The sequence below is a fragment of the Dyadobacter sp. HNCC25DJ184 genome (assembly GCF_056895215.1).
In genome coordinates this window covers 97,046-119,976 of record NZ_JBXHAQ010000017.1, presented here as the reverse complement: position 1 = coordinate 119,976, position 22,931 = coordinate 97,046, and the positions used below count along the sequence as shown (strand labels likewise).

The following is a 22,931-nucleotide window of genomic DNA, read 5'->3' as shown; positions in this document are numbered from 1 at the left end:
TAATATTAAGGAAAATGCTACTTCTCGTAAATCACGACGAAGTCCATACGCGCCGCCTGCCCGTCGTTGTATGGCACAACCTGTTTCACTTTCCAGCCCTTTTTGAATAGTAGCTCGGATTGGGATTTCATGCTGTGATATCCATCAAACTGCAGTATTAGCATGGAGGGTCTAGCGGATTTTAAGGTCGTATATCCTACTGAGATGAGAATCGTGAAAGCGATGACAAAACCTATTTTGATTGATTTCATTGGATTAATTTGATTAGATCGTTTGAGTGGGAAATTTCATCACTCCAGTATCGGCCATTGAGCTGCCAGTACCGGTCACCGGATCTCACCGGCGTGTATCCGTGATCCGTTAAAACCTGGTCTAACTGGATCCGCTGGCCGGATCTGGTTTCCCAAACCTGGCCAGCTTTGATATTAAAATCAGATTCCATTCTTCGTCCGGATCAAATCGTTTAATGCCTGAATCTGTTTTTCAGGATCCCCTGCAAAAGCTCCATTCACCTTTCTGACTGAAATTGTCGCCAGGAAGCCTTGGTTCGATCCGAGGAAAATGTGGAGATCGTTTTGCATTCCTTTCTGATCAGAAACCGTTAGGATCTTACACCTGGGAAATGAGTCATGTACATGACTTACCATAAAATAGACGCTGTTCAAGAATTTTTCAGGTGACTCTACCAGCAAGCGGTCGAATTCGTCCACTCGCTTTAATACTTCCTCCTGGTACTTGTTTTTTGCCACATACTTCATATCGACGAAAGTGAAATGTAAATTTTCAGTATTCATATGTAGTAGAGCGGAAAGGTGAATTAGTCGAACTTCTGGCCGGTTTAACTAGTCTTGCAATTTTCTGATAGATGATCACCGGGCTCATGATGATGAGCGTGATGCCCAGGCTTACCAGCAGCACCGCGCTTAAAATCCTGGATAAAATTTCGAGGGCTATTTTCATGATCAGAATGGTAAATCGTCCGTTTCCTCTTTTGTAGCCAATCTGGACCCGTTAGCGCTATCCCAAACGATCTCGCCGTTACCAAGCCAAACCCGCTCTTTATTGGCTTCCCGCTCTTCTTTGGTCTGGCTTTCCCATGCGGAAGCATCCTTGCCATATTGGTCTTTTGTGTCCTTGGTACCGACTGAAATCTGGTAGTACTTCTTACCATTCTTTCCAATGGTGATTTTGCTTTTGTCGATGTCCGAAACGCAGAGTGAAATGGAAATGATTTGTGACATGATAGAATTGATTGAGTTAAAAATGGATATGGTTTTAAAAAATGTTTTTGGTTGGGTTACTGGGTCTTTCCAGGGGAAAAGATTGCCATTAATTACATCGTGGTAAAAACGGCCCATTGCTAGGGTATTGACGGTCTGGGAATGGACATTGAGCATTTCGACATCCGTTTTCTCGAAGTCAGAAGACATTGGCCTGGAGTGGTCTTTCCCGTACCAAAATCCAAGAACTACCAGCAGCGCTCCCTGTTTATTAGACCACCTCGAAAACCGGTGGACGGCTAGCTCTCCCTGAGCAATAGCATTTGTACTTTCTAAAGGCTGGGTTTTCATACTCCGCAAAAAAGTTTTCTAAAATTTTTAGAGTTTGTTTTTTACTACACTACACTGTTTTCGTAACTAGATGAAAATGAGTGACGTATATCCGTGAAAGGTGTAGTAGCTCATTTACTACATCTACTACACTTACTACATTACTACACCTTTACTACACTTTTACTACACTTTTTACTACACTAAAAGATACTTAACTTATTGATTATTAATTACTTATATATTTAGTGTAGTAGTGTAGTAGATTTTTTTCTTTTTTTTCATTCGTTTAAAAATTCACTTTTACCGGAGTAGTCTGCTTTTAAGATGTGTTGAGAATCATATAAAAACCTGTTATTGAGTTATTTATGTTAATATTTACCTGTGCTCTTCATTACTCCGCGAAGTACTCCGTTATGTTTTTTTTCCTACTCCGGAGTAAATCCTGTTTTCAGTGGAGTGTAGCAAAGTGTAGTAGCGAAATCAGGGTTCATGAGTTTTTTGCTGGAAAGCTGGAAAAAGGAGTACTCCGGAGTACGTATCGGAGTAGTCAAGCGAAGTAGTCATAAATATGACTTTTCCACTAAATCATCGACTGCCTGTTTTGAAAGTCGATCCCGAAATTTTGCTGTAACAATTTGTAAGGAAGCTCGCAGGATCCGGTAAAGGGGATAGTCGTTGCGTTGTGGTGCCCCATTCCATCATTGGCAAAGCGGATATTTTTCGAAATCGATTCCCAATCGTCATAGCCAGCCAGCGTGGCGATTTCGGATTGTATCGTGTCGCGGTCCGGGGGAGTCTCGCGGTTGTTCATCATTTTGAAGCGCTCAGCGAAAAGGTTATAGAGCTTTCGGAAATTCAGCCTTATGTTTTCGCCAACAAACCGGAAATGGAATTCGGGGTGTACTCTATTATTATCAAATAAAGTCTGTATGTTCTCGAAAAATATCGCGCTGGCCTTGCTGTCCTTCATGATGCGCCATTGGCGTAAGATGTATGTTTCTCCCATATCCAGAAATTCTTTGAGTATCTCGGCTTCAATATTGGTCTCATAAGTGAGCATGTTGATCCTACCGGAACAGTGAAAAGTGAATGGTGCGGCCATTATCTGAGACATATTAGCGAACATACGCTCAGGGATGTCCTGACCATTAAACCTCTGTTTCAGGCCGTTATAAACCCGATTAAAACTAACTTCATAGTTATTGTTGGCTTCCAGCAGTTCACGCAATCTTAAAAGCTCAATGGTCATCGATCCCAGACCGGCCTCCTGCAGCTCCTCGAGCTGATGGAATGCCCGGCGCTGTTCGTCAGTTTTCTTTTGAGCGGTGATTGGAATAAAAACGCATCTGGAAAAGAAAATAGGATTTTGAGGAATGTAGTTACTGGTCAACGCCAGAGCGCTATAGAGGTCGACGGAGTCCGTCTCGATTCCGCTAAAATCTGACGATGACTTGTGATATCCATCGTTGTCATAGGCTGCCTGCAAAAGGCCTTCGGTACTTCCTAAATCGTTGTGAAACTCGTCGAACCAGGTGATGATATTGCTGGTTTGACTCATGAGCTTGCTTAGCCCTGAATCGGTGTTTTTTGTCTTCAAATTGACCCCTTCCTGCTTGCGACCGAATGCGGCCGTCAAAGTTCTGGCCATGGAGCTCTTTCCTGTACCCGCACCACCTTTTAAAAACAGGATGGGGGAGAAGTTTTTCAATGCAATTCCCATATCACGGAAAAGTGAAAAGATGTAAAAGCATGTCGGGATAAAGGCATTGTCATACAAATGGGCATTGGCATACAGGTTCCAGAATTTTTGAAAAGTCGTGTCTGTTTCCGTCAAACTGTACCGGAGCTGCACCGCCTTCTTTTTTTGAGGGATGGAAAGGTGCATGTTATTGGCCTGAACTATACCGAACTTATCTGGCTGTAGCAGCTCACCCGTTTTGAGATTAAGCGCCTTGTTGGCAAAGAAATACATTTTGCTTTCAGGGTGGAATCCGTAACGGATCACCTTTGATGCGGTCGAGAACTCAGTACGGTTAAAGAGGTAGCTTTGCAGCTCGTCCAGGTGGCCATCCTTGATCTTAAAGCCCAGACGTTTGGTGGCTAGCATGGTCTTAAGCTTTTTGGCACTACAGAAATCTTCGTGGAGCACTTCCAAGAAAATGATTTCTCCGCTGGCTTTCTTAATTTCCAAAACCCAGGTGACGTTTTCCTGCTCATCCTCGGTGCGGTATTTGATGAACAGCTGGAAATTATCGGCCACATCGTCAAAATATTTGCCGGCCTTGATCTTCATGCCGCCGCTGGCCGTGTACCAGACTGTGAAATAATCGTTGGATTCGTCATCGTCGAGATCATCATCCTGACGTTTCTTCTTTTTCTTTCCTTTCTCTGGCTTGCTGTCCTGTGATTCAGATTGTTTCAGCTCGGGCAGTGTGCCCTCCTGGAAGAGCTGATCAAGCCCAGCGTGATCTTTGAGGATCGTTCTGGGCGAAGATCCATCAGAAGCGCTGATCACTCCAATATGTTCGAGCTGGTCAATAATCCGCCATGCCCGGTTGTACCCTATCTTTAATCCTTTTTGAATAGATGCCGGACTCGGCGTCTGGTTTTTTACGATCAGCGTGGCAGCGTCGGCAAGTAGATCGTCGTATTCATTTGAAACGTTTTCTGATTTGACTTTGACTGGTTTTTCCGGTTTTGGTCGGCTAACATCGATACCGTAATCGCGGCAGATATTGAGGAGCTTGGCGATGTGGGTAAACCGGCAAGTTTTTAGGGCATTATCAAACTTAGCATCCGTGTCCTTTTCATCATACTTTGCATTCTGCCTGCTAATCCGGTGAAAGTATTGGCGGCCGTTTTCTCCCAGTACCGACAAGCAGAAAGCGATCATTAACCATTCATCCCCGTAGTTGTCACAGATATCCATCGAGTGAGTCTCGATACGATCAACCAGGATAGCTACATATTTTTCCAGCTCTGTTGCATCCTGACTAAGTTGCTTCTCGTTTCTGGGCTTTTGCGGAATCTCATTACGGATAGCATATATTTTTGCGTTCGGATTGTAATATGCGTCTGGATCCCATGAAAGAAAGCATGCACGGCTTACGTCGGATCCGGACGGATCTACCTTTTCCTGATCGTTAAGCTTGTAGCTAGTGTTAAAGTAATAAGCAAGATCAGCGAAAGCCTCCTTATGTCGTTCGGGATCTTTAATTGCTACAACAACTTTTAGTCCTTTGCCGGAAGGTGAGATAAAACAGGCCATTACATGTCCGTCGCATTGAAACTGCAGGCGCAGGGCTTGAGCGTCGACCAGATTGTCAAAGTCGATCACGATGAGTCCGGAATGCTTCAAAAGGTTTCCGGCATTACGGGTCGGCGAGAATGTGCCAGAAATCGTTACAAAGTCCAGTCCCTTTTTAAAGAAATCGGCTTCTTTCTTGCTAGCGGCTTTTCTCACATTCTTCACCGGAGCAGCGTATTTGACAGACCGGATAGTCTCCACCAGCTCCTGCAGGGTAATTACCGAGGTTGGCCTGGTGACCTTTGCACCACCGGCGAAAAAGTTAAATTCAAACATCAATTAAACTATGATAGAGTGGAAAAGATTTTTTGGAGCTGATTGGCGCATCTGTATTCTCTGAAATCCTCCTGTTGCTGGACTTCGTTTTTGTGCTCCTGCGGACCGCCCAAAGCAGCAGCGTAGTCCGTATTGTATTTGCGCATCAAATAGCATTCGACGTCGGTTAAGTGGATGGTGGGAACGATCATCTGCCTGGCTCTGATCAGCGCGGCCAGGATCTTAGCGTGTAGCAGGTCGTGATCTTTGTGCTTTCGGTAGCTGATCATGCCACCACGGCGAATCATGGTGTTGGCGAGCTTCAATTGGGCGTGCGAAAGCACAAAGCTGCGGATAGTAACTTTTTGCATGGGACTAATAAATTTTGAGTGTGAACAATGATTGGATCGAGGGGGAAGTCATTCCCGGAGCAGTGCCCCGGGTCTGAAAAGATTACTCAACGTTATGAGAAGGGGTAAAATACTTCTCGTGGAATCGGGAGACTCGAACTCCCTGGCACCGGGTGCAATTCCTTACACTGTTAGAAATGAAACATTTCATCAGTGTTTCCTAACCCTCCTCTGTCAGTGTCTGTGAAGTGTAATATTTTTGAGCTGTTCGGCTAGCTGATCCTCATAGTATACCTGCTGTTCGAGCAGTGTCTTTACGGTTTCCAGGGTGCCCGCAGGGATGTTCATTATATAAGGATCAATTCCTGCCCTGATGGCCTCAAATTTCCCGTTCTTTGTCTGCCGAACGTGTGCCAGAGGCTGCGTCCGTGGGAAATTTCCATTTTCCTCTATCGTAGATATATAAACGTATAGGGATTTATTCACTTTGGACCATCGGTATTCCGCGTTTGAGAATTTGGATCCCATTTGTCCAGCAACACTGCAAGGAACAGGGATATCAATATTATTAAGCCCATTCAGTAGATCATTTTGCATCTTCGTTCGCTTGTTTGATAACATGGATGATTGTGCCAGAGAAAATAGCTAGGCAGAAAGCCGTTAGCCAGGCGCCATGTTCAGCAAGGAAGTCCGAAACGGCTTCACCAAAAAGGACAATTGCTGCCACTACTATTAGAGCATTTTGAGGTTTCATATGATTATGGTTATTTGGATGACTTAGACCTACTATTTTCCAGCATTGGCGCTGTTATTAACGCCCTAGCCTCGTAATCTGCATCCAGATAATCAGTACGGTATCTGATATTTTCTCCTTCCGCAAAGTAGCGTAGCCAGCCTTCCTTGCGCCATTTTCTTATTGTTGTAAGAGATACCTTTAAACGGCTGCATGCTTCATTCTCCGTTAGGTATACTGCTTGAGATTGGGCGGCCAATAGACGATCGTTCTGGTAACGCACGGTTTCCAGTAGCTCAACTTGATCAGTTGGCAGGCTTAGGTTTATTGTTGTTGTCATGAGTGGAAAAAGTATTTACTAACGTTGTCGCTATGCGATGGGTGGCCTTTTAATTTTTGCTATTCTCTCTAGTGCCAGAGTTACACGCTCTATTCGATCTACATCACCACGTTTCGGGTTGGAGAATGCTTGCGACACCGAACGCATATAGGCTTCACCGTCACGGGTGTTAAAGAACGGCTCGGCCCGGGCCAGCGCATCTTTCCAGCCACCGCCGACAATCTGTTTGGCCTTACCAAATCGAGCCAAAAGTCTTTTCTTAATCGACCCCAGCGGATTTTTTCCGCTTTTTGGATCGTATTCGATTGATTTCATATGTCTCCACCATTAACTCAATTATAACTTGCCAAACGAGAGGGTTTTTGTAATTTGCGTTTGACTGATTCTGTAATACAAAAATAGGGGAGATATTTAGACTATTCCAAATGACTAGGCAAGAAAATTCATTTATTAAGCAAAATATTTTACAGTATCTTGAATACAAGGGCATTAGTCAATATAGATTTTACCAAGAAACAAAAATCTCGAAGGGTATTCTGGCGCAGCCAAACGGTATTAGCGAGGAGAACTTGGTGAGATTTCTCACTTATTACCCCGAAGTCAATCCAACCTGGCTTCTTACAGGTGAGCAACCCATGCTCAAACTCACGAAAGATTCAAATTGCTTTATTGAAAGATTAAAAATGCATTTAGAAAACGCTGAAAAAATTCCATTTTACGAAGATATTGACGTTACTGCAGGTCCTGATATATTGTTTACTGATGGCAGTACCTTACCCTCTGATTATATACATGTTCCGAACTTCCAAGATTGCGACCTTGCCTTTCCTATTTGGGGGGATAGTATGTGGCCTGTTTACCAGAACGGCCAGGTAATTCTTTGCAAAGAGTTTCACGACTGGCGATATTATATTCCATACGGGGAGGTGTTTCTGGTCGTCACAGACAACCTGCGTACAATCAAGTACGTGAAAAAAGCTGACAGCGAGCAAAATTTGCTGCTCGTGTCCGAAAATAAACACTATGAGTCCTTTGAGCTTCCAAAAGAACACATTAGACGGATGTTTTTTGTTAAGGGGGCTATTAAGAGGAATATGATTTAGATTTTCTTCTTTCACTCATAATAAAAGAAAAATATCGATGTTTCTAAACTAGACATCTACACGCGTGCTCAACAACCATGAAACTTAGGGAAAAGTGAGCTAGAATAGCTGTTATTCATGAAGAGGAGTTGTACTTATCATTAAAGGGGGGTAGATTCTCTAATTGAGGGTAAGCCATCCTGCGGGACTTAAGGGCAGACCTATAAGATGATCGAATAGTCGATCATTGTTCTATTCACAAGTATATTTATGTTACTAACTGCAAAAGTCCAATGGATGACTATCAGAATTTGTCGGAGCTGATGAAAGAGATAGATAGACTTTCTCATGAAAATCGGTATTTGGAAATTACGGAACTCATTACAGACGAATTGTTAGAAATTCATCATATTAATTCGTTATGGTTCTTTAAGGGATATTCGTATGTAAAAATCAAGAATTATGAAGAAGCACTACAATGTTATACCAAGGCCAACGATTTAAATGAGGCAGCTTGGTGTTATATTTCTATTGGAGACCTTTTTTTTATTCAGAATAAATATTTTGAAGCGATCGAGCCAGTTCAAAAAGCTATTTCGATGGATCCGATGGAAGTATATTTTACCTTTTTATCGCAGATATATTATAATCTTGACGATTTTGAAAATCAACAAAAGGTACTTTTTCAGTGCTTAGAGCATTATCCTGATTCGGGTAAAATACATTTATACCTCGGGAACAGTCTTTTTGCAACAAGAGATTACAAAACGGCTGTTGAACATTTACAGCGTGCGACCCAATTGAAATTTAACGCTGCATATACGTATTATAATTTAGCAGAAAGTTTTTTTCAGCTAAATGACCTAGAGAGAAGCCAACAAGCATTCAATGAGCTGATAGAAATAGGTGAGAAGGATGATATTTTAGTAACCAAAGCGACAAATAGGCTTAAGGAGATAGAAGCATTGCTGGTTGACAATAAATTTAAAAGGATTAAGGACCTAATTAGAGAAATTCGCGAAATTTTGACTTACAATGAAAAATTTGTAACCCACTATACTAGTTTGGATACAGCAAAACTGTTGCTTTTGTCAGATTCCCCATTTCGATTGTCAGAAGGTTCATGCCTAAACGATTCTTCTGAAGGAACAGTGTTTGACAATATAAGTATTATCGAAACTGATGCCCCGGGTGAAAATTCAAAATCATTAAAATCAATACCATTTACGCGAAAATCCTTTATAGGTAGTTTCGTTGCGTCGGACAAAAATAATGATCTGTCGCTTTGGAGGATGTATGGGAAAAATGACAATGAGGAGGCCATGGGCTGTTCAATAACGATCGACCGCGTTAAGTTCATTGAACAAATATACGATTTGCTGTCCCAGCAAGATAAAGCAATTGAGAATGAAGATAAGGACGAGCAGTTACGTGTTTCTAAGATGTCCAAAGAAAATGAGGAAGCATCGATGATAGTCAGCCCTCGGTCGTTCAATGAATCACCTGTGTCGAAGTTTTCACCAGAAGAATTCGCAAAATTACTTACTACATTCGCAGAAAACCTTTTTAAGAGTAAACTCCCCGATTTCAATTTTTATCGGGTAGCATATAAGATTGGGGAGGATCCATTGAAATACGCTGCCTCTGGAATTAGCGAAGTTGATAACACTAAGTTAACTGACCTTATCCAAGAATTAATCCAACTGCTAAAGTCCCGTAATCCTAATGGGGAAACAGATCTACAGGTAATGGAGGAACTTTCGCAGGTAGCCTATCTTTTCAAGTCAGCGGAGTTTCAATATGAGCATGAAGTGAGACTAGTCATTGATGGTGATATATTTAAGAAGGAGATTAATTCTGATACGGCAATCCCTCGTGTTTTCGTAGAACTCGCCTCAGTAAAACGATCTGTATCGACGGTAACTTTGGGGCCGAAGGTGAATCGCAAGGAAGAGTGGGCGGCAGCTATATATTACGGCCTAGCAAAGGACAATGGAAATGTTCAAGTTCATATGTCATGTCTACCTTTTAAGTAAATGTTTCAGAAATGTTTCAGAGATTTCATCGTGAGTTTATATAATTATTTTATTTAGAGGTAGTTGTCAAGGTTTATTCGTAATACCCTATGGGTCACAAAACCGTGCGTGAGCACTTTCAAAAACTAGTTAAAACCGCCTCGATTTTTAATTGAGGCGGTTTTTTTGTGGCCAAAGGGCAGGTCGAATTTTCCAAATTTTTTAAAACTGGGAAAATTTGAAAAATTATACCGAGCATGCTGAAGTATCAAAAAAAATTAACCCAGCTAAATTAGCCGGGTTAATGTGGAAGGTAAGGAAATGTTATTAAGGTAATTTAAAGTACGGAGGGTGAATTATGAATCTTAGCTTTTTGTAAATATTTATTTTGAACATTTCCTGTTGTTATCAATTAATTTGGGTTTAGATTAATTTAAGGAGGGTTATTTAACTGTAATCGTTGATAGTTCAGGTAAATTTTGCTTTAAAGGCTGGATATAGAATTTATTGACATAAGCGTTGGCCATTCTTTGTCCTATTATTCTCTGGCTTTCAGAATTAAAGTGTTTTTTGTCTCCGCGATCTTTAAGATCTGCGGTAGGAATGATAGCAGTATTAGGATCTCCTTTCGTATATTCCGAAATTTGCTGATTTATCCGTTCCCATGCCGGGCGGTTTTTTGAATAAGCTCCTAAATATCCCATCACAATTGGTAAATTAGGATTGTCCACTTCACGACGAAAACTTGCAAAGAGTTTATTTAAATTGTCTTTGTATTGTCCTTTGTAGCTGCTCGCATCACTCTCTCCCTGGTGCCAAAGAATTCCTTTAATTTCGCCATATTTTTTTGCTATCTGTACTTTCTCGGCGAAATTTGAATACAATTGAACATCGCGATGGACTGAATTATTAAGCCACTGATGAATGTTGCTGCCTCCAACCGCTGTGGGTATTAATAGTACTGTAATGCTGTCGGGAATAAGCCTCGAAATACTTTTAGCGAAACTTAATCCACAATCCAGTCCGGTATGCCTGGGTTCGTAAAAATGTAATGGTTCCTTTGCGTAAATTAATTCTCCATCTCTATTAATTGTCAGAATATTTTTTACTGCAACGGTATCCTGAGGTTCTACCAAACCTCGTCCTGCCATATTTGACTGCCCTGCTAAAATAAACACCCAGACTTTATTCTTCTTGGGAGTTACAGCTACTTTCTCAATAAGCTTCGGGAAGTTATGAGTTCTTTTGCCTAAATTCTCTGAATTGGATACCAAAAACACCAATAGAACTAGCAGAGATATGTTTCTCATGATAATTGTAAGCATGTGTGCAATTTTAAATTCGAAACCCATTATTTCTAAACGAAAAGCCATCGTTAACCGACTCTATTTCCCGTTTCGGGAGAGAGTTTGTCAAATTTGGAACGAAATTGGTTCGCTTATTTCTCGAGTTGAATATCGAATTGCCGCTCTCGGATATCAAGAGTAAATAGAAAGTGTAATTGGTTCTTCATAACGTGATTTTTAAGGAGGATTTACGTATATATTGCTATACTATAATTTTAAATCAAATTTTTCTTCCGCTTGATTTAGATGCCAGATCTAAAATGTACACCAATTATTTCTATACATGAAATCTGAGGTGACGGATGTATTGGCTGGTCAAAAAACGATTTACCTAGTTCAACGCGAGCACGGGAAGCGCAATAGGGGAACATTAAGGTTCATTTTCATAACGTTTGAGGTTTACGTGGAAATTTTAGAGGCTGCAATTTATTCAAAAAATATGTATAACCACAGAATGATGTATAAAAATAGTTGAAACCGTTTTTTAACTTATTATTCGGTTTGTAGAACGGTGTTCTGCTCTAACTTGAACGAAAACTAGTTGTTATTTTCTGAAAATCAAAGGATTATGTAACATTATTTGATTTGGAAGTAAGAAACGATATTGCTACGATTAGTTACATAGAAGTTATAATTGTAGATATAATGGGGCGTTTTACAACTAGTGTAATGGTTTTTTGTTTTGATTAAATCAAAATAGATTTATGCTAAAAATTGAATAAATTTATACCTATGTAGTATTTGTTGTACTCAAATTACTTAAATACAATTTAATATTGCTATATAGAAAGTATGGAGCAAACTAGTTTTAAGCACGCGTAAAAATGCATGGCTTTAGGTGTAGAAAATATTTATTAATCCCTATAAAGTGCGCGAGAGAAACTTAGTGCAAAATTATTTTTTGAATTATTTTTCTTGGATGAGGGAAAGCGTACAACGATTTTGTCTTTTTTGCGAAAAGAGATAAGAGGCTAGGGATAACGTACTCATTTTAAAATTCATTATGCCATGAGATATTTGCTCAACTATTTATGCGCTAGTGTTCTTTTCGTCTGTTTCACCGGATGTCAAGCAGGAAAAAAGGAAACAGGAGGTGCAAGAACAAAGCCTGTTGTTATCGGGTACGTCGGCGGGTTCAAGGGAGTTGTGAATACTGATGAAATTGACCCAACTAAGCTGACCCATATCAATTATGCTTTTGTTGATATCAAAGGTGGAAAAGCTTTTCTGACCGACGAAAAGACTGATTCCACCAACTTTCGTACGCTCAATGCTCTAAAGAAAATCAATCCCGACCTGAAAATTTTAATTTCAATTGGAGGATGGGCCTGGAGTGAAAATTTCTCAGATGCGGTTCTGACTGATTCGTCCAGAAAGATATTCGCAAAAAGCGCGGTGGATATTATTAAAACATACAAGTTGGACGGTGTTGATATAGACTGGGAATATCCGGGTATGGAGGGTGAAGAGGGTAACGTATATCGCCCTGAGGATAAGCAGAATTTCACGTTAATGTTCCAGGAAATCCGTAATGAACTGAATTTGCTTGAGGAGGAAGCGGGTCAAAAGAAATTGTTGACTACCGCAGTAGCCGGTTTTGCTGAGTTTTTGGAACATAGCGAAATGGACAAGGCTTCCAGGTTTCTGGATTACGTCAATCTGATGACCTATGATTTATTTGTGGAAGGAGTATCGGTTAACCACGCCGGACTTTACGAGAGCAAAAGCTACAAGTCGAGCAAAAACGCCGATCACTGTGTCAATGCATTTGTCAAGGCGGGGGTTCCTGTAGAAAAGCTGGTATTAGGTTTGCCGTTTTATGGACGGTCGTTCACGGTGGACAAGAATTTGTCCACACCCCTCGGCCAGAGATTTTCAGATAAGGCATATATTGACGGATATACTTTCATTAAGGATAGTCTGGTTAATAAAAAGGGATTCAAGGAATTTCGTGATGAAGACGCCAAAGTGCCTTACATATATAACAGTAGCACAGGCGAAATGATCAGCTATGACGACGAGATATCGGTTGCCGGGAAATGTAAATATGTTCTGGATCACAAAATGGCTGGTGTGATGTTTTGGGAGACAACGTCCGACCCAAAAGAGTATCTATTGAATGCGATCAATCAGGCGTTCAAATCCGAGTAGGATGAAAAAGCTGTCAAAATGTGCATTTTTCGTGAGTGCTTTTCTGTTGGGCGTTCATGTGGTATTCGGGCAGACTAAGTTCAAAGCTTTAGCTTTGTACGAAAATGGAGGCCATCATGTCGCTTTTTCAAAGCGAGCCGTTGTTTGGCTCGATAGTGTCGCCGCAGCTCAGAATTTTGACGTTGATTATATTCAAAGCACGGATCCTATTAATGATCAGTTCCTGGCGCAATATCAGTTGTTAATTCAACTTGATTTCGTTCCGTATGGCTGGAGTGCCAAAGCTGCGTCTGCCTTTGAAAGGTATATCAACGAGGGGAGAGGAGGGTGGATTGGGCTGCATCACGCAACGCTGTTAGGAGATTTTGACGGTTTCAAAATGTGGCCATGGTTTTCCACCTTCATGGGCGGGATTCGCTACAAAAATTATATCCCGACTTTCGCATCAGGAAAAGTTGTAGTTGAAAACAAAACTCATCCGATCATGAACGGGTTGCCCGGATCGTTTGAAATCGCTGGAGAAGAGTGGTATATATATGATAAAAGTCCCCGACCCAACGTGAATGTTATTGCCAGCGTGAACGAGGATACCTATGTCCCCAACTCTGATATAAAAATGGGTGATCATCCCGTGATTTGGCAAAATCCGCATTATAAGGCAAGGAATGTATATATCTTTATGGGGCACTCTCCGAAACTATTTGATAATCAAAATTATAGGCGGATGTTGTTAAATGCCATATTTTGGGCAGTGGGTGGAAAGTAATACTCTCTACACTTTGTTATACCTTCATTTCTGCCAGTCTTCCGTTATTAGGTACTTTCCTGCATTCAAAGTAAAATGCCTTACCTTTGTGGTCGCAAAAATTTAGGTAGACTTTGAAAAAGAAAACGCTCTTAATTACTCCTCCTTTTACACAATTAAATACGCCATATCCCGCAACTGCGTATTTGAAGGGGTTTCTCAATACCTTAAACAGGCCGTCTTTTCAGGCTGATTTGGGCATTGAAGTAATTTTGGCTTTGTTTTCATCGAAGGGCTTAAAAAAGATTTTTTCAGAATTGGAAAGCTCTGATATTGAGCTTTCTGATAACAGTTACAGGGTTTATGCGCTTCGGGATGAATATCTGGCGACAATTGATCCGGTAATTCGTTTTTTGAAAAATGTAAATCCCACCCTTGCTCATAGCATTTGTGACCGAACCTTTTTGCCTGAGGCAGGTCGTTTTCAAATGTTGGAAGATCTTGACTGGGCGTTTGGGACGATGGGTATTCACGATAAAGCACGCCATTTGGCAACACTTTATCTGGAAGATTTAGGTGATTTGATTCAGGAAGCTATCGATCCATTTTTTGGATTTAGTCGATATGCTGAAAGACTAGGACGGTCCGCCACGAGCTTTGACGATATGGAGGCGGCCCTGGAGGGACAAGAAACCCTACTATCTTTGATTTTAAAAGAACGATTGCAAAAAATCGTGGATCAATATCATCCAGAGATCGTTTGCATCTCCGTCCCTTTTCCAGGGAATCTTTACGGTGGTTTCAAATGCGCTCAATATCTGAAAACGTGTCATCCGGAAATAAAAATTGTCATGGGTGGCGGCTTTGCAAATACCGAACTACGGTCTCTGGATGAGCCCAGAGTCTTTAATTATATTGATTTCGTTTGTCTTGATGACGGAGAAGCTCCTTTGCAAAGCTTACTGGAGTATCTCGATGGTGAGCGCGAGTTGCGTCATTTGAAGCGTGTTTTCACCTTGGTTGAAGGTAAAGTTGTATATGTCAACGGCGCAAAGGAGAAGGATGTACCTCAAAGAGATACGGGAACCCCGGACTATAGCGATCTTCTTTTAAATGACTATTTGTCTGTGATAGAGATTGTTAACCCCATGCATCGGCTTTGGAGTGATGGACGATGGAACAAGCTCACACTTGCTCACGGCTGCTACTGGGGAAAATGCTCGTTTTGCGATATTTCACTCGACTATATCAAAAGATATGAACCGATGACTGCTGCTTTGTTGTGTGACAGAATAGAGGAGATCATTGAACAAACGCAGCAAAACGGCTTTCATTTTGTCGATGAAGCAGCACCACCTATGCTGCTTCGAGATCTGGCGATTGAAATCATCAGAAGAAAGTTGACCGTAGTATGGTGGACCAATATTCGTTTTGAGAAAAATTTCACTGCTGATCTGTGTCGTCTGTTAAAAGCTTCGGGTTGTATTGCCATATCGGGTGGCCTGGAAGTAGCTTCTGATCGCCTTTTGGAAAGAATGAAAAAGGGCGTGACAGTATCGCAAGTGGCGCGGGTGGCCGATTGTTTTACCAAGGCAGGAATAATGGTTCATGCTTATCTGATGTATGGATTTCCCACACAAACGGCTCAGGAGACGATCAATTCATTGGAAATGGTTCGCCAGCTTTTTGAGGAAGGTGTAGTCCAATCGGGGTTTTGGCATCGGTTTGCGATGACTGCCCACAGTCCTGTTGGCCTATATCCGGAAGAATTTGACGTGATGCGAATCGGACCGGATCCGGGAAAATTTGCTAATAACGACCTCGAACATGAAGATCCATCAGGTGCAGCCCATGAACAGTTTTCGGAAGGTTTGAGAAAGTCGCTTTTCAACTACATGCATGGGGTTTGTCTTGATTTTCCTTTGTCTGAATGGTTTGATTTTAAAGTCCCCGCTACTTCGATTCCGCCACGCTATATTGCTAAAAGTCTGAAAGATACTGCCGATCAGAATATTAGAACGAATGCCTTGATCATGTGGTTAGGCAGTGCCCCCGAGCTCAATTATTTCACCCAAAAAACAGGGAAAAAACAGGTGGAAATGGCTGAACTGATTTTCTTTGACAAGAAGGGCGAATGGGCAGTGGAGGCATCCAAGGAAATTGGCGAATGGTTGAACGATATTCTTCCGGAGCTGATAATCGGGCAACAACCAGTTCAGTATTTGGAGGAAGTTAGAAATGGCTTCGAGGCCGCTCAGCTTGGTAATTTCGACGAATTTCTAGTTTCGCCTACCTTCATTAGTCTGCAACGCCATGGCTTTTTGATCGTTTGACATTTCCTTATAACCGGAGAACTGAAAATTTGGTAAGGTCATCGCCAAAAGACGTAAATGTGGATGAATATCCAACTGCAACTTTGCCGAGTTGATCTGACATCCCCAAAGCGCGGGCCGGACGGATGGTTGACATGGCTAATGCTTCAATCAACGGAATATTCACATATTTAACGGCGTTGGATATAGCGTCGGACAACGAGATAGCGGCCCCTGCCAAATTGCCTTCCGAGTTGGTATACTGACCGTTTTTGAGGGTTGCATCAAATTCACCCCAATTAAATTTGGTCACTTTTTGCCCTAAAAACAAAGCATCTGAAATTAGTATCAGCTTGTCTTTTTTGATCTTATACGCAATGCTGGCCGCCGCGAAATCGCAATGAACGCCATCGATAATTAACGGTGCATATACATTGGGATTGTCAAAAGTTGCGCCGACTAGTCCCGGTTGCCGATGTCGCAATGGTGACATGGCGTTGTAGAGGTGCGTGATAATCCCGATTCCCTGTCCAAATGCAGTCTGAGCCTGGATATAGGTGGCATTAGAATGTCCGGCAGATATCGTAATGCCGGAGTCCAACAAAAGTTCTATTTGATCAGTTGTAAACATTTCCGGGGCAATGGTCATCAATTTGATAACTCCTTTGCCATATTTGACGATTTCTTCCAACTCAACATTGGAAGGTTTTCTGACATATGCCTCTAAATGCGCCCCTCTTTTCAAAGGATTTAAAAACGGGCCTTCCAAATGCATTCCAGGAATTCCGGAACGCGGATGCTGCCGCATATATTCTTTTGTAGCCTCAATGCCTTTCAGGATATTTTCGGGAGAAGAGGTAATAATGGTTGGAAGCGAGTAGGCCGTCCCGTACTTATAATTTGCGGAATCAATATCCCCCAAAGTATCTCTATCTGGCTTTTGGGTGAAGTGACACTTCTCGCCACCGTTGATATGGATATCAAAAAGTCCGGCGCAAATATTGTCAAAACCGTCAACACCCGGATTTTGATCAACCGGTTCTATGCTGGTAATCAGGTGATTATCGAAAGAAATGAGTTGGTTTTCAAGAACACTATATTCTGTAAATAACTTTTTGGCAAAAATTTGCTTACTCATGAACTCGAACAGATAGTTTAGGTGTCAAAACGGGGAATTTCAGTAACCCGAAATTATTTAACAATAATGCCAAATTTGGTCAATAAACCTGCAAGGTCGGAGGACATAAATTTGGCTTTTTTGACATTATTGATAGTCGGATCGATCGTAAAGCGGGAACAGGTTGTGAAGTCAACGCCAGACAGATTGGAGTTAGCAAAAGCAGCGTTCAGAAAATCACAGTGCTCAAAACGGCTTTTCGAAAGGTCGGACTGCGTGAAATCCGCGCTGTTCAAACGACAGTTTTTGAAAGCGCTTTTGTTTAACTTTTTATTTTCAAAAACAGTAAAATCTAGAATGCAGTTGTCGCAGCTGATCTGAAATCCAAAATCCTTCGAACCTGAAAAATTAATACCAATCATCTTACAATTCACAAAAGTGACGTCATCCATTTTGCTGTTGTTGACGACCGCGTTGCTCAAATTACAGTCGTAGAAGATACACTCACTAAAGTCGATTCCCGCCAGGCTCGTAAAAGTACAATTTCTGAATTCTATTTGTTCGAATTCCCGGGCTGGCAGTTCTTGAATGGAAAAATCGGTATTTTCAATTATATCGGAATTGTTATTCACTCGTAGGTTAGTGATTGTGGTATGAGAATAAAGCTTTAACTCAAATTTGAGCTAAAATAGGCATATATCCTGCAAAATCAATGATTAGAATTAAGCTAATCATCCTTGCAAATCCAACCAGAACTGTTCGAATTACAAGGATGGATTTGAAAAGAAAGCTACTAAGGCCTACAGATATTTACTGATCACCGACTTTAGCTGGTGGGGCTGCACCACCCCGGACTGACGCCAAACCGGTTTTCCATGTTTAAATAAAATCAAAGTGGGCACGCTCTGAATTTTATAAGCGTTGGCGGCTGATTGATTTTTATCAATATCAACTTTTATAATCGATGCACTTTCACCCAATTCCGCCTTCACATTCTCCAGAATCGGTTTCATGGTTTTACAAGGGCCACACCATTCTGCGAAGAAGTCGACCAAAACAGGTTTGTTACTGTTAATCATTTCTTTGAAAGAAGCCATAATCGAATAGTCTTACGTACAAAAGGATAACCTTTACCGGCTGAAAAAGGTTTTCGAAATGTGCTAAAAGATAGTGCCAGGAATTGAATTAACGGCGGGCCATTTTTTGACTTTCAGTGAATCTTCCTTCACAGTTGGGTCAGGTATTGTCAGCGAGTGGTAGGGGACACCAGGTCATTAGATTGTAAGGTCGCAAAAACTCACTTCCAGTTTTTCCGCAAATAATTGCCAATTCCCTTTTCAATATACTCGTAAGTGAAATTGGAGTATATCAGCGTGACCGTGATGGAGGTTATTAGGGAAAACAATACCATCGGTTCTGTCGAAGGCAAGCGCAAAAACCGGAACAGAATCACATTGATAAGAATAAGGACAATCGCGTGATTAAGGTATATGGAGTAAGATATTTTACCCAAATACTGCATTGGCCTGCTTGACAGAAAGTTGGTCACAAATCCTTTTGAATTGGTGAAAATGATGATACCAAGAACGAATATCACTGGAAAAGCCAATCTCCACATATTGAGTGAGTTGTGGTAAGTGATATACATCGCGCCAATTAACAATACCAGAAAAGGTAACTCTGCAAAAGTGAGGTTAAAGCTTCGGTTTCTCAGGAAACGATAGGTAAAAATACCCATACAAAAACTCAGCAGACCGCGGATAAAACCATAATCGTATGCGAGCATATAGTCGCCGTAGTCGAAAATGAAAATGACTGAAAGGATGACTAGAAACCCGAAAACCAGGTATTTTAATTTTGGGAAGAGCCATATCACCAGTCCAAAAACGACGTAAGATATCATTTCTGAAGATATCGACCAGGACGGATAATTTAGCCCGATCCAGCGGCCAAAAATCGGCGTTGAGCCCATGAAAGTCAACGTGTCGGTTACCGTCCAGAAGTAATAGGTAAAGCTTGATGTATTCACGTTTTTGAGGCTACTATGGTCTCCCAGCATATTGCCGACAAGGAAGACAAGTTCGGTGTACAACAGTAGCGGGTAAAGCCTGATGAATCTTTTTTTCATGAAGCTCAGGAAATCGCCACCAGTGTTGATTCGGTCGGAGTAATTCATGGCGATCACAAAGCCACTTAAAACGAAAAAGAAGTCAACAAAAAGACTTGAATTGATAACAAAAAAGTTATTGTAGAATATCGATTCCTTGAATGCTCCGTGATGGTGTGCGATGATCATGACGGAGAATATACCTCTCAGACCATCCAACTGTTCTACTCTTTTTTTCATTCAGGGAAATATAGCGGCAAGAGGTGGATTCATGTGCCCGACCTCTCCGGAATTAGGTTCTAAATTAAGTTGTGGGTGTTACGACCTGCGGCTGGTTTACTGAAGGTAGTTGCGCTTTGATTCCGGAGTAGTTAACCCCAAGAAAGCGAATCATCACACAGTAAGGAAACCAGAATACAACATCATACGGCCGGCCGCCAGTAAACAACAGGATTGATATCGCGACGAATATATAAGCCAAAAACGTGCTCAACGGTGATGTGTTGTTTTTTATTTCTTTGATAGAATAATAGCCAAGAAAGATATTGAAGGCGGCAAAGAAAGTGAAACCAATAATCCCCTGATTTACGAATGTCTCCAGGATAGGAATGTCCAGATATTCATATTTAAAACCCTGACCAAGAAATGCATTCCAGGAATACAGTGTATCCAGAAAAGTAGAAAATCCGCCGACACGACCCATAGCGGAAGCATCTTCTGCCGCCGTTTCAGTCAACTGAACGCCGGTTGACGTAAAAATTACATCCAGAATCCGGTCTTCGAAAGTGTCATAGTAAACAAGAAGCAGATTGAAAACATTGTTATATCTACTCAGAAAGGCGTTAATTCCTACGAGAATGATAGAAAGGATCGCGAGATTTTGAAATTTGAATAGTCCCCGCATTCCGGAAAGGATATTGCGCACCTTGAATTTATAAACAAAATAGGCTCCTGCCATTAACGCAACACTCAGATAGCTGGATTTAGCAAGCGAAAGGACGATAATGCCTAGACTAAAAAGTGCCGAGAAAAAAAGAAAAACGCGGGTAAGAACATCCTTTGAATTAACCATGAGAACCACTGCGCTAACAAGACATACCACCCCGTTTCGGGCTGTTATATGTGGATTGCCAGTAGGTACGTCGCCATCATTTCCAAAGCTGATTGCAGCCCTCATACCAGGGGTCCAGTTCGGATCCGTGAGAAGCGAATAGACGATGGCTAAATTGGAGAAAAAGGAAACCACAAAAATGACAGCTAAAAGCGTATCCTTGACCTCGGTAGGCATATGGAGCAAGAGCGCCAGAAAACCAAGCGTCAGCACAAAATTACCTACATCTGCAATGGCTTTGCCCTGAAAGTTGATGAACAAAAAGTAATAAAGTGATATCAATAAAAACGCAAGTCCCAGATTGAATAGGACTACATTTGGCTTGTAGTATTGTTTAAACAGGTGTGGTGGTAGCATTAAAACCAGGCCCAGTCCCATAAATATGGCAGTATATATACTTCCGTAGGGCAGGATATGCAGCGTCTCCCTCAAAAAAAACACTAAAGGAAACCCGTTGAACATGATCATAATGCCCAGGGAATACCTCAGATACGTGAAATTTTTAAATACGTTTAATAAACTCCAATTCATATTGATAGTCTGTAGCTTATATACCCAAAATCCAATCGGGAAATGAAGTAGGCTATTTTTCTAAATCTACACCAAAGGTAGCGGAATTTGCCGACAGCATTCAGATTTAACTGAGTTAAGTAATAGGTTTTTATCTTGGCATGTTCCTCTCTTCCAATGGTGGTGGCGATGGTGGAGGACTTTGCGTCCGGATGAACCCTGAGTGCTCCGCCTAGGCCACCTACTTTACGAATGCTTGCCGTTTTGTCAGCGGTATATCTTGTAATAAACTCGTAGTCAAAAGCGAAACGATAAGACTCATCAAATAAACCATATTTCTCAATTAGTCTCCTTTTGAAGAAAAGTGATTGATTATGAATTTGCATTCCTTCCAAAACCTGAGATTCAAGACTATAAGACGTCGTTTTTAATAACTCCGTCACTTTATCGTCCATATCGATCATATATAAATCTCCGAACAAAATATCGTCATTATATCTGGTAGCAGCTTCTCCAAATAGTTGGAGTGTGCCTGGAAAATATACGTCGTCAGAGTTTTGAAATGCAATATATTCGCCGGTCGCCATGGCTAGCGCTTTGTTGATTGCATGAACCTGGCCCCGGTCTTTTTCAGAGACCCAATAGGTCAGATATTTTTCATACTTCTTAATTACTTCTACGCTTTCATCGGTTGACCCACCGTCGATTATAATGTATTCCAGATTAGGATATCCCTGGTTAATGACACTTTTAATCGTCCTTTCCAGGAATTTGGCCTGGTTATATGACGGCGTAATGATGGTCAGTTTAGGAAATTTGGAAGATTTCAGTCCCACATTTTTGTGGGCAGGAGTCTCCATATTAAGGAGCTGATGAAGTTGCTCTGTATTTTTTTGTAGAAAATTCATATAGTATTCAAAGGATCAGTCTTCAAAACTTAACCTGATCGATAAAACTGGTTACCTTTTTCAATTGATTCGCCCATTTATTTCTTGCAGTCCTCATGCTGCTGATTTCGGGAATAATACCATATCCAGGCGCACCCTTGATCCCATATTGACTGTCAATCTGATATACCTTTTTCTTGTACTCCTTCAAAATGACCTGAAAGACAGGACTGTGAGAAGTTAACGATGAATAGTCTGACCAAATTGGATCAAACATCAGTAAACCGGTAAAATCTACGCTTAAAAGTGGAGCATTCTCAACGGTATATTGGCCATTCTTAAATTCTATTTGATAATTTGGAATAGAATGCAGCCCATAATGCCAATTCCCAGCGTCTGTCTTTGCCCAGTTTTGTATGCGAACCGGCGCGAAGTTGAGCCATAACTGATCCATACACATCCCCTCACAAAGGTTATATTTTGCCCGATCGATCGTTCGAACGCACCACCAATTAATGAATTCAATTGTTTGGGCGCATCTTCTCATCGTCCAGGAATTGGAATGAAACATACCGATATTTAATATTCGCCGATCCAGAAGAGCGGAAGATTTTGGAAGTGGTTTGATAATATGAGGTGTTAAAATCATATCACGATCAAGTCCAATTAACTCATTAATAGGTTGCAGTAGAAGTACTGTCGGTGCTAAAAATGTTAGTCTTTGACAGTCAGCGGTATGCTCGAAAATAAATTTTGCAAACCAAGGGCGGCAGGCTGCAATCAGCTCAAAGTCAAAATAGTTTATTTGCATTTCCTTCCATGAAGGAATGTTAACCGAATCGATAGTAAGGACGTTGCAGTTGGCTGGCAACTTAGGTATAGGCTCATGATCAACCCAGCTGATAAAAAATTTGTCATTGGGCTGATGTTGAGCAACAGACTCCGCCAAAGCAATAGCGTGCGGGAGTGAAGTACGGTTGCAAACTGTGTAAACTATATTCATAATCTGG

The 22,931-nt window shown here is 41.3% G+C and carries 24 protein-coding genes; 5 read left to right on the top strand and 19 right to left on the bottom strand.

The features are described from left to right. Nucleotides 1-17 precede the first annotated feature (17 nt). From AC1XUD_RS22360 to AC1XUD_RS22310, 11 genes are all read right to left on the bottom strand, one after another. Nucleotides 18-251, bottom strand: a complete 234-nt coding sequence (locus AC1XUD_RS22360; RefSeq protein WP_483363253.1) for a hypothetical protein — start codon at nucleotides 249-251, stop codon at nucleotides 18-20. Then, nucleotides 248-442: a hypothetical protein gene (locus AC1XUD_RS22355; RefSeq protein WP_483363252.1), complete on the bottom strand. Its 195-nt coding sequence runs from the start codon at nucleotides 440-442 to the stop codon at nucleotides 248-250. The genes AC1XUD_RS22360 and AC1XUD_RS22355 overlap by 4 nt, the downstream gene beginning before the upstream one ends. Further along, on the bottom strand, nucleotides 432-794 hold the full coding sequence (locus AC1XUD_RS22350; RefSeq protein WP_483363251.1) for a hypothetical protein: 363 nt from the start codon (nucleotides 792-794) through the stop codon (nucleotides 432-434). The genes AC1XUD_RS22355 and AC1XUD_RS22350 overlap by 11 nt, the downstream gene beginning before the upstream one ends. Then, nucleotides 784-960, bottom strand: coding sequence for a hypothetical protein (locus tag AC1XUD_RS22345; protein WP_483363250.1), 177 nt, complete (start codon nucleotides 958-960; stop codon nucleotides 784-786). Before AC1XUD_RS22345 ends, AC1XUD_RS22350 begins: the two co-directional genes overlap by 11 nt. A 2-nt stretch (nucleotides 961-962) precedes the next feature. After that, nucleotides 963-1,571, bottom strand: a complete 609-nt coding sequence (locus tag AC1XUD_RS22340; RefSeq protein ID WP_483363249.1) for a hypothetical protein — start codon at nucleotides 1,569-1,571, stop codon at nucleotides 963-965. A 562-nt stretch (nucleotides 1,572-2,133) separates the two neighbouring features. Further along, nucleotides 2,134-5,136, bottom strand: coding sequence for a BT4734/BF3469 family protein (locus tag AC1XUD_RS22335; RefSeq protein WP_483363248.1), 3,003 nt, complete (start codon nucleotides 5,134-5,136; stop codon nucleotides 2,134-2,136). Nucleotides 5,137-5,144: 8 nt separating this feature from the next. Continuing rightward, nucleotides 5,145-5,459, bottom strand: coding sequence for a hypothetical protein (locus tag AC1XUD_RS22330; RefSeq protein ID WP_483363247.1), 315 nt, complete (start codon nucleotides 5,457-5,459; stop codon nucleotides 5,145-5,147). 240 nt (nucleotides 5,460-5,699) lie between these two features. Then, nucleotides 5,700-6,062 (bottom strand): hypothetical protein, encoded by a 363-nt coding sequence (locus AC1XUD_RS22325; protein ID WP_483363246.1) that lies wholly within the window; start codon nucleotides 6,060-6,062, stop codon nucleotides 5,700-5,702. Next, on the bottom strand, nucleotides 6,052-6,219 hold the full coding sequence (locus tag AC1XUD_RS22320) for a hypothetical protein (protein WP_483363245.1): 168 nt from the start codon (nucleotides 6,217-6,219) through the stop codon (nucleotides 6,052-6,054). Before AC1XUD_RS22320 ends, AC1XUD_RS22325 begins: the two co-directional genes overlap by 11 nt. Before the next feature lie 10 nt (nucleotides 6,220-6,229). Further along, nucleotides 6,230-6,538 carry a helix-turn-helix domain-containing protein gene (locus AC1XUD_RS22315; RefSeq protein ID WP_483363244.1) on the bottom strand — a complete coding sequence of 103 codons (309 nt, stop codon included), beginning with the start codon at nucleotides 6,536-6,538 and terminating at the stop codon, nucleotides 6,230-6,232. A 30-nt stretch (nucleotides 6,539-6,568) separates the two neighbouring features. After that, nucleotides 6,569-6,853 (bottom strand): hypothetical protein, encoded by a 285-nt coding sequence (locus AC1XUD_RS22310; RefSeq protein WP_483363243.1) that lies wholly within the window; start codon nucleotides 6,851-6,853, stop codon nucleotides 6,569-6,571. 110 nt (nucleotides 6,854-6,963) lie between these two features. Here AC1XUD_RS22310 and AC1XUD_RS22305 point away from each other — a divergent pair, with 110 nt between their 5' ends. Both AC1XUD_RS22305 and AC1XUD_RS22300 read left to right on the top strand, forming a co-directional pair. Beyond that, entirely contained in the window at nucleotides 6,964-7,641 is a 678-nt protein-coding gene (locus tag AC1XUD_RS22305; protein ID WP_483363242.1) for a S24 family peptidase, read from the top strand. Nucleotides 7,642-7,913: 272 nt separating this feature from the next. After that, nucleotides 7,914-9,656: a tetratricopeptide repeat protein gene (locus AC1XUD_RS22300; protein WP_483363241.1), complete on the top strand. Its 1,743-nt coding sequence runs from the start codon at nucleotides 7,914-7,916 to the stop codon at nucleotides 9,654-9,656. 422 nt (nucleotides 9,657-10,078) lie between these two features. Here AC1XUD_RS22300 and AC1XUD_RS22295 read toward each other — a convergent pair whose 3' ends face one another. Next, entirely contained in the window at nucleotides 10,079-10,960 is an 882-nt protein-coding gene (locus AC1XUD_RS22295; protein WP_483363240.1) for a sialate O-acetylesterase, read from the bottom strand. A 1,029-nt stretch (nucleotides 10,961-11,989) separates the two neighbouring features. Here AC1XUD_RS22295 and AC1XUD_RS22290 point away from each other — a divergent pair. The 3 genes from AC1XUD_RS22290 (at nucleotide 11,990) to AC1XUD_RS22280 (ending at nucleotide 16,210) form a co-directional block, all read left to right on the top strand. Continuing rightward, nucleotides 11,990-13,132: a glycoside hydrolase family 18 protein gene (locus AC1XUD_RS22290; protein WP_483363239.1), complete on the top strand. Its 1,143-nt coding sequence runs from the start codon at nucleotides 11,990-11,992 to the stop codon at nucleotides 13,130-13,132. Nucleotide 13,133: 1 nt separating this feature from the next. Beyond that, complete coding sequence (locus AC1XUD_RS22285) at nucleotides 13,134-13,898, top strand: ThuA domain-containing protein (RefSeq protein ID WP_483363238.1); 765 nt, start codon at nucleotides 13,134-13,136, stop codon at nucleotides 13,896-13,898. A 113-nt stretch (nucleotides 13,899-14,011) separates the two neighbouring features. Continuing rightward, nucleotides 14,012-16,210, top strand: coding sequence for a B12-binding domain-containing radical SAM protein (locus tag AC1XUD_RS22280; RefSeq protein WP_483363237.1), 2,199 nt, complete (start codon nucleotides 14,012-14,014; stop codon nucleotides 16,208-16,210). Between the two features lie 7 nt (nucleotides 16,211-16,217). Here AC1XUD_RS22280 and nagA read toward each other — a convergent pair whose 3' ends face one another. From nagA to AC1XUD_RS22245, 7 genes are all read right to left on the bottom strand, one after another. Then, the gene (nagA, locus tag AC1XUD_RS22275; protein WP_483363236.1) at nucleotides 16,218-17,327 is read right to left on the bottom strand and encodes an N-acetylglucosamine-6-phosphate deacetylase; all 1,110 of its coding nucleotides are present in this window, start codon (nucleotides 17,325-17,327) and stop codon (nucleotides 16,218-16,220) included. A gap of 53 nt (nucleotides 17,328-17,380) precedes the next feature. Next, nucleotides 17,381-17,938, bottom strand: coding sequence for a pentapeptide repeat-containing protein (locus tag AC1XUD_RS22270; protein ID WP_483363235.1), 558 nt, complete (start codon nucleotides 17,936-17,938; stop codon nucleotides 17,381-17,383). Nucleotides 17,939-18,106: 168 nt separating this feature from the next. Next, nucleotides 18,107-18,403, bottom strand: coding sequence for a thioredoxin (gene trxA, locus AC1XUD_RS22265; protein ID WP_483363234.1), 297 nt, complete (start codon nucleotides 18,401-18,403; stop codon nucleotides 18,107-18,109). Between the two features lie 200 nt (nucleotides 18,404-18,603). Beyond that, nucleotides 18,604-19,653 carry an acyltransferase family protein gene (locus AC1XUD_RS22260; RefSeq protein WP_483363233.1) on the bottom strand — a complete coding sequence of 350 codons (1,050 nt, stop codon included), beginning with the start codon at nucleotides 19,651-19,653 and terminating at the stop codon, nucleotides 18,604-18,606. A 64-nt stretch (nucleotides 19,654-19,717) separates the two neighbouring features. Next, on the bottom strand, nucleotides 19,718-21,055 hold the full coding sequence (locus tag AC1XUD_RS22255; protein ID WP_483363232.1) for a hypothetical protein: 1,338 nt from the start codon (nucleotides 21,053-21,055) through the stop codon (nucleotides 19,718-19,720). Continuing rightward, complete coding sequence (locus tag AC1XUD_RS22250; RefSeq protein ID WP_483363231.1) at nucleotides 21,052-21,942, bottom strand: glycosyltransferase family 2 protein; 891 nt, start codon at nucleotides 21,940-21,942, stop codon at nucleotides 21,052-21,054. Before AC1XUD_RS22250 ends, AC1XUD_RS22255 begins: the two co-directional genes overlap by 4 nt. Before the next feature lie 22 nt (nucleotides 21,943-21,964). Then, nucleotides 21,965-22,924 (bottom strand): hypothetical protein, encoded by a 960-nt coding sequence (locus AC1XUD_RS22245; RefSeq protein ID WP_483363230.1) that lies wholly within the window; start codon nucleotides 22,922-22,924, stop codon nucleotides 21,965-21,967. Between the last annotated feature and the right edge of the window lie 7 nt (nucleotides 22,925-22,931).

Bases quoted from the DNA above. Each gene is read 5' to 3' on its own strand.
- AC1XUD_RS22360 (WP_483363253.1), bottom strand. From the start codon at position 251: ATGAAATCAATCAAAATAGGTTTTGTCATCGCTTTCACGATTCTCATC.
- AC1XUD_RS22355 (WP_483363252.1), bottom strand. From the start codon at position 442: ATGGAATCTGATTTTAATATCAAAGCTGGCCAGGTTTGGGAAACCAGA.
- AC1XUD_RS22350 (WP_483363251.1), bottom strand. From the start codon at position 794: ATGAATACTGAAAATTTACATTTCACTTTCGTCGATATGAAGTATGTG.
- AC1XUD_RS22345 (WP_483363250.1), bottom strand. From the start codon at position 960: ATGAAAATAGCCCTCGAAATTTTATCCAGGATTTTAAGCGCGGTGCTG.
- AC1XUD_RS22340 (WP_483363249.1), bottom strand. From the start codon at position 1,571: ATGAAAACCCAGCCTTTAGAAAGTACAAATGCTATTGCTCAGGGAGAG.
- AC1XUD_RS22335 (WP_483363248.1), bottom strand. From the start codon at position 5,136: ATGTTTGAATTTAACTTTTTCGCCGGTGGTGCAAAGGTCACCAGGCCA.
- AC1XUD_RS22325 (WP_483363246.1), bottom strand. From the start codon at position 6,062: ATGCAAAATGATCTACTGAATGGGCTTAATAATATTGATATCCCTGTT.
- AC1XUD_RS22320 (WP_483363245.1), bottom strand. From the start codon at position 6,219: ATGAAACCTCAAAATGCTCTAATAGTAGTGGCAGCAATTGTCCTTTTT.
- AC1XUD_RS22315 (WP_483363244.1), bottom strand. From the start codon at position 6,538: ATGACAACAACAATAAACCTAAGCCTGCCAACTGATCAAGTTGAGCTA.
- AC1XUD_RS22310 (WP_483363243.1), bottom strand. From the start codon at position 6,853: ATGAAATCAATCGAATACGATCCAAAAAGCGGAAAAAATCCGCTGGGG.
- AC1XUD_RS22305 (WP_483363242.1), top strand. From the start codon at position 6,964: ATGACTAGGCAAGAAAATTCATTTATTAAGCAAAATATTTTACAGTAT.
- AC1XUD_RS22300 (WP_483363241.1), top strand. From the start codon at position 7,914: ATGGATGACTATCAGAATTTGTCGGAGCTGATGAAAGAGATAGATAGA.
- AC1XUD_RS22295 (WP_483363240.1), bottom strand. From the start codon at position 10,960: ATGCTTACAATTATCATGAGAAACATATCTCTGCTAGTTCTATTGGTG.
- AC1XUD_RS22290 (WP_483363239.1), top strand. From the start codon at position 11,990: ATGAGATATTTGCTCAACTATTTATGCGCTAGTGTTCTTTTCGTCTGT.
- AC1XUD_RS22285 (WP_483363238.1), top strand. From the start codon at position 13,134: ATGAAAAAGCTGTCAAAATGTGCATTTTTCGTGAGTGCTTTTCTGTTG.
- nagA (WP_483363236.1), bottom strand. From the start codon at position 17,327: ATGAGTAAGCAAATTTTTGCCAAAAAGTTATTTACAGAATATAGTGTT.
- trxA (WP_483363234.1), bottom strand. From the start codon at position 18,403: ATGGCTTCTTTCAAAGAAATGATTAACAGTAACAAACCTGTTTTGGTC.
- AC1XUD_RS22260 (WP_483363233.1), bottom strand. From the start codon at position 19,653: ATGAAAAAAAGAGTAGAACAGTTGGATGGTCTGAGAGGTATATTCTCC.
- AC1XUD_RS22255 (WP_483363232.1), bottom strand. From the start codon at position 21,055: ATGAATTGGAGTTTATTAAACGTATTTAAAAATTTCACGTATCTGAGG.
- AC1XUD_RS22250 (WP_483363231.1), bottom strand. From the start codon at position 21,942: ATGAATTTTCTACAAAAAAATACAGAGCAACTTCATCAGCTCCTTAAT.
- AC1XUD_RS22245 (WP_483363230.1), bottom strand. From the start codon at position 22,924: ATGAATATAGTTTACACAGTTTGCAACCGTACTTCACTCCCGCACGCT.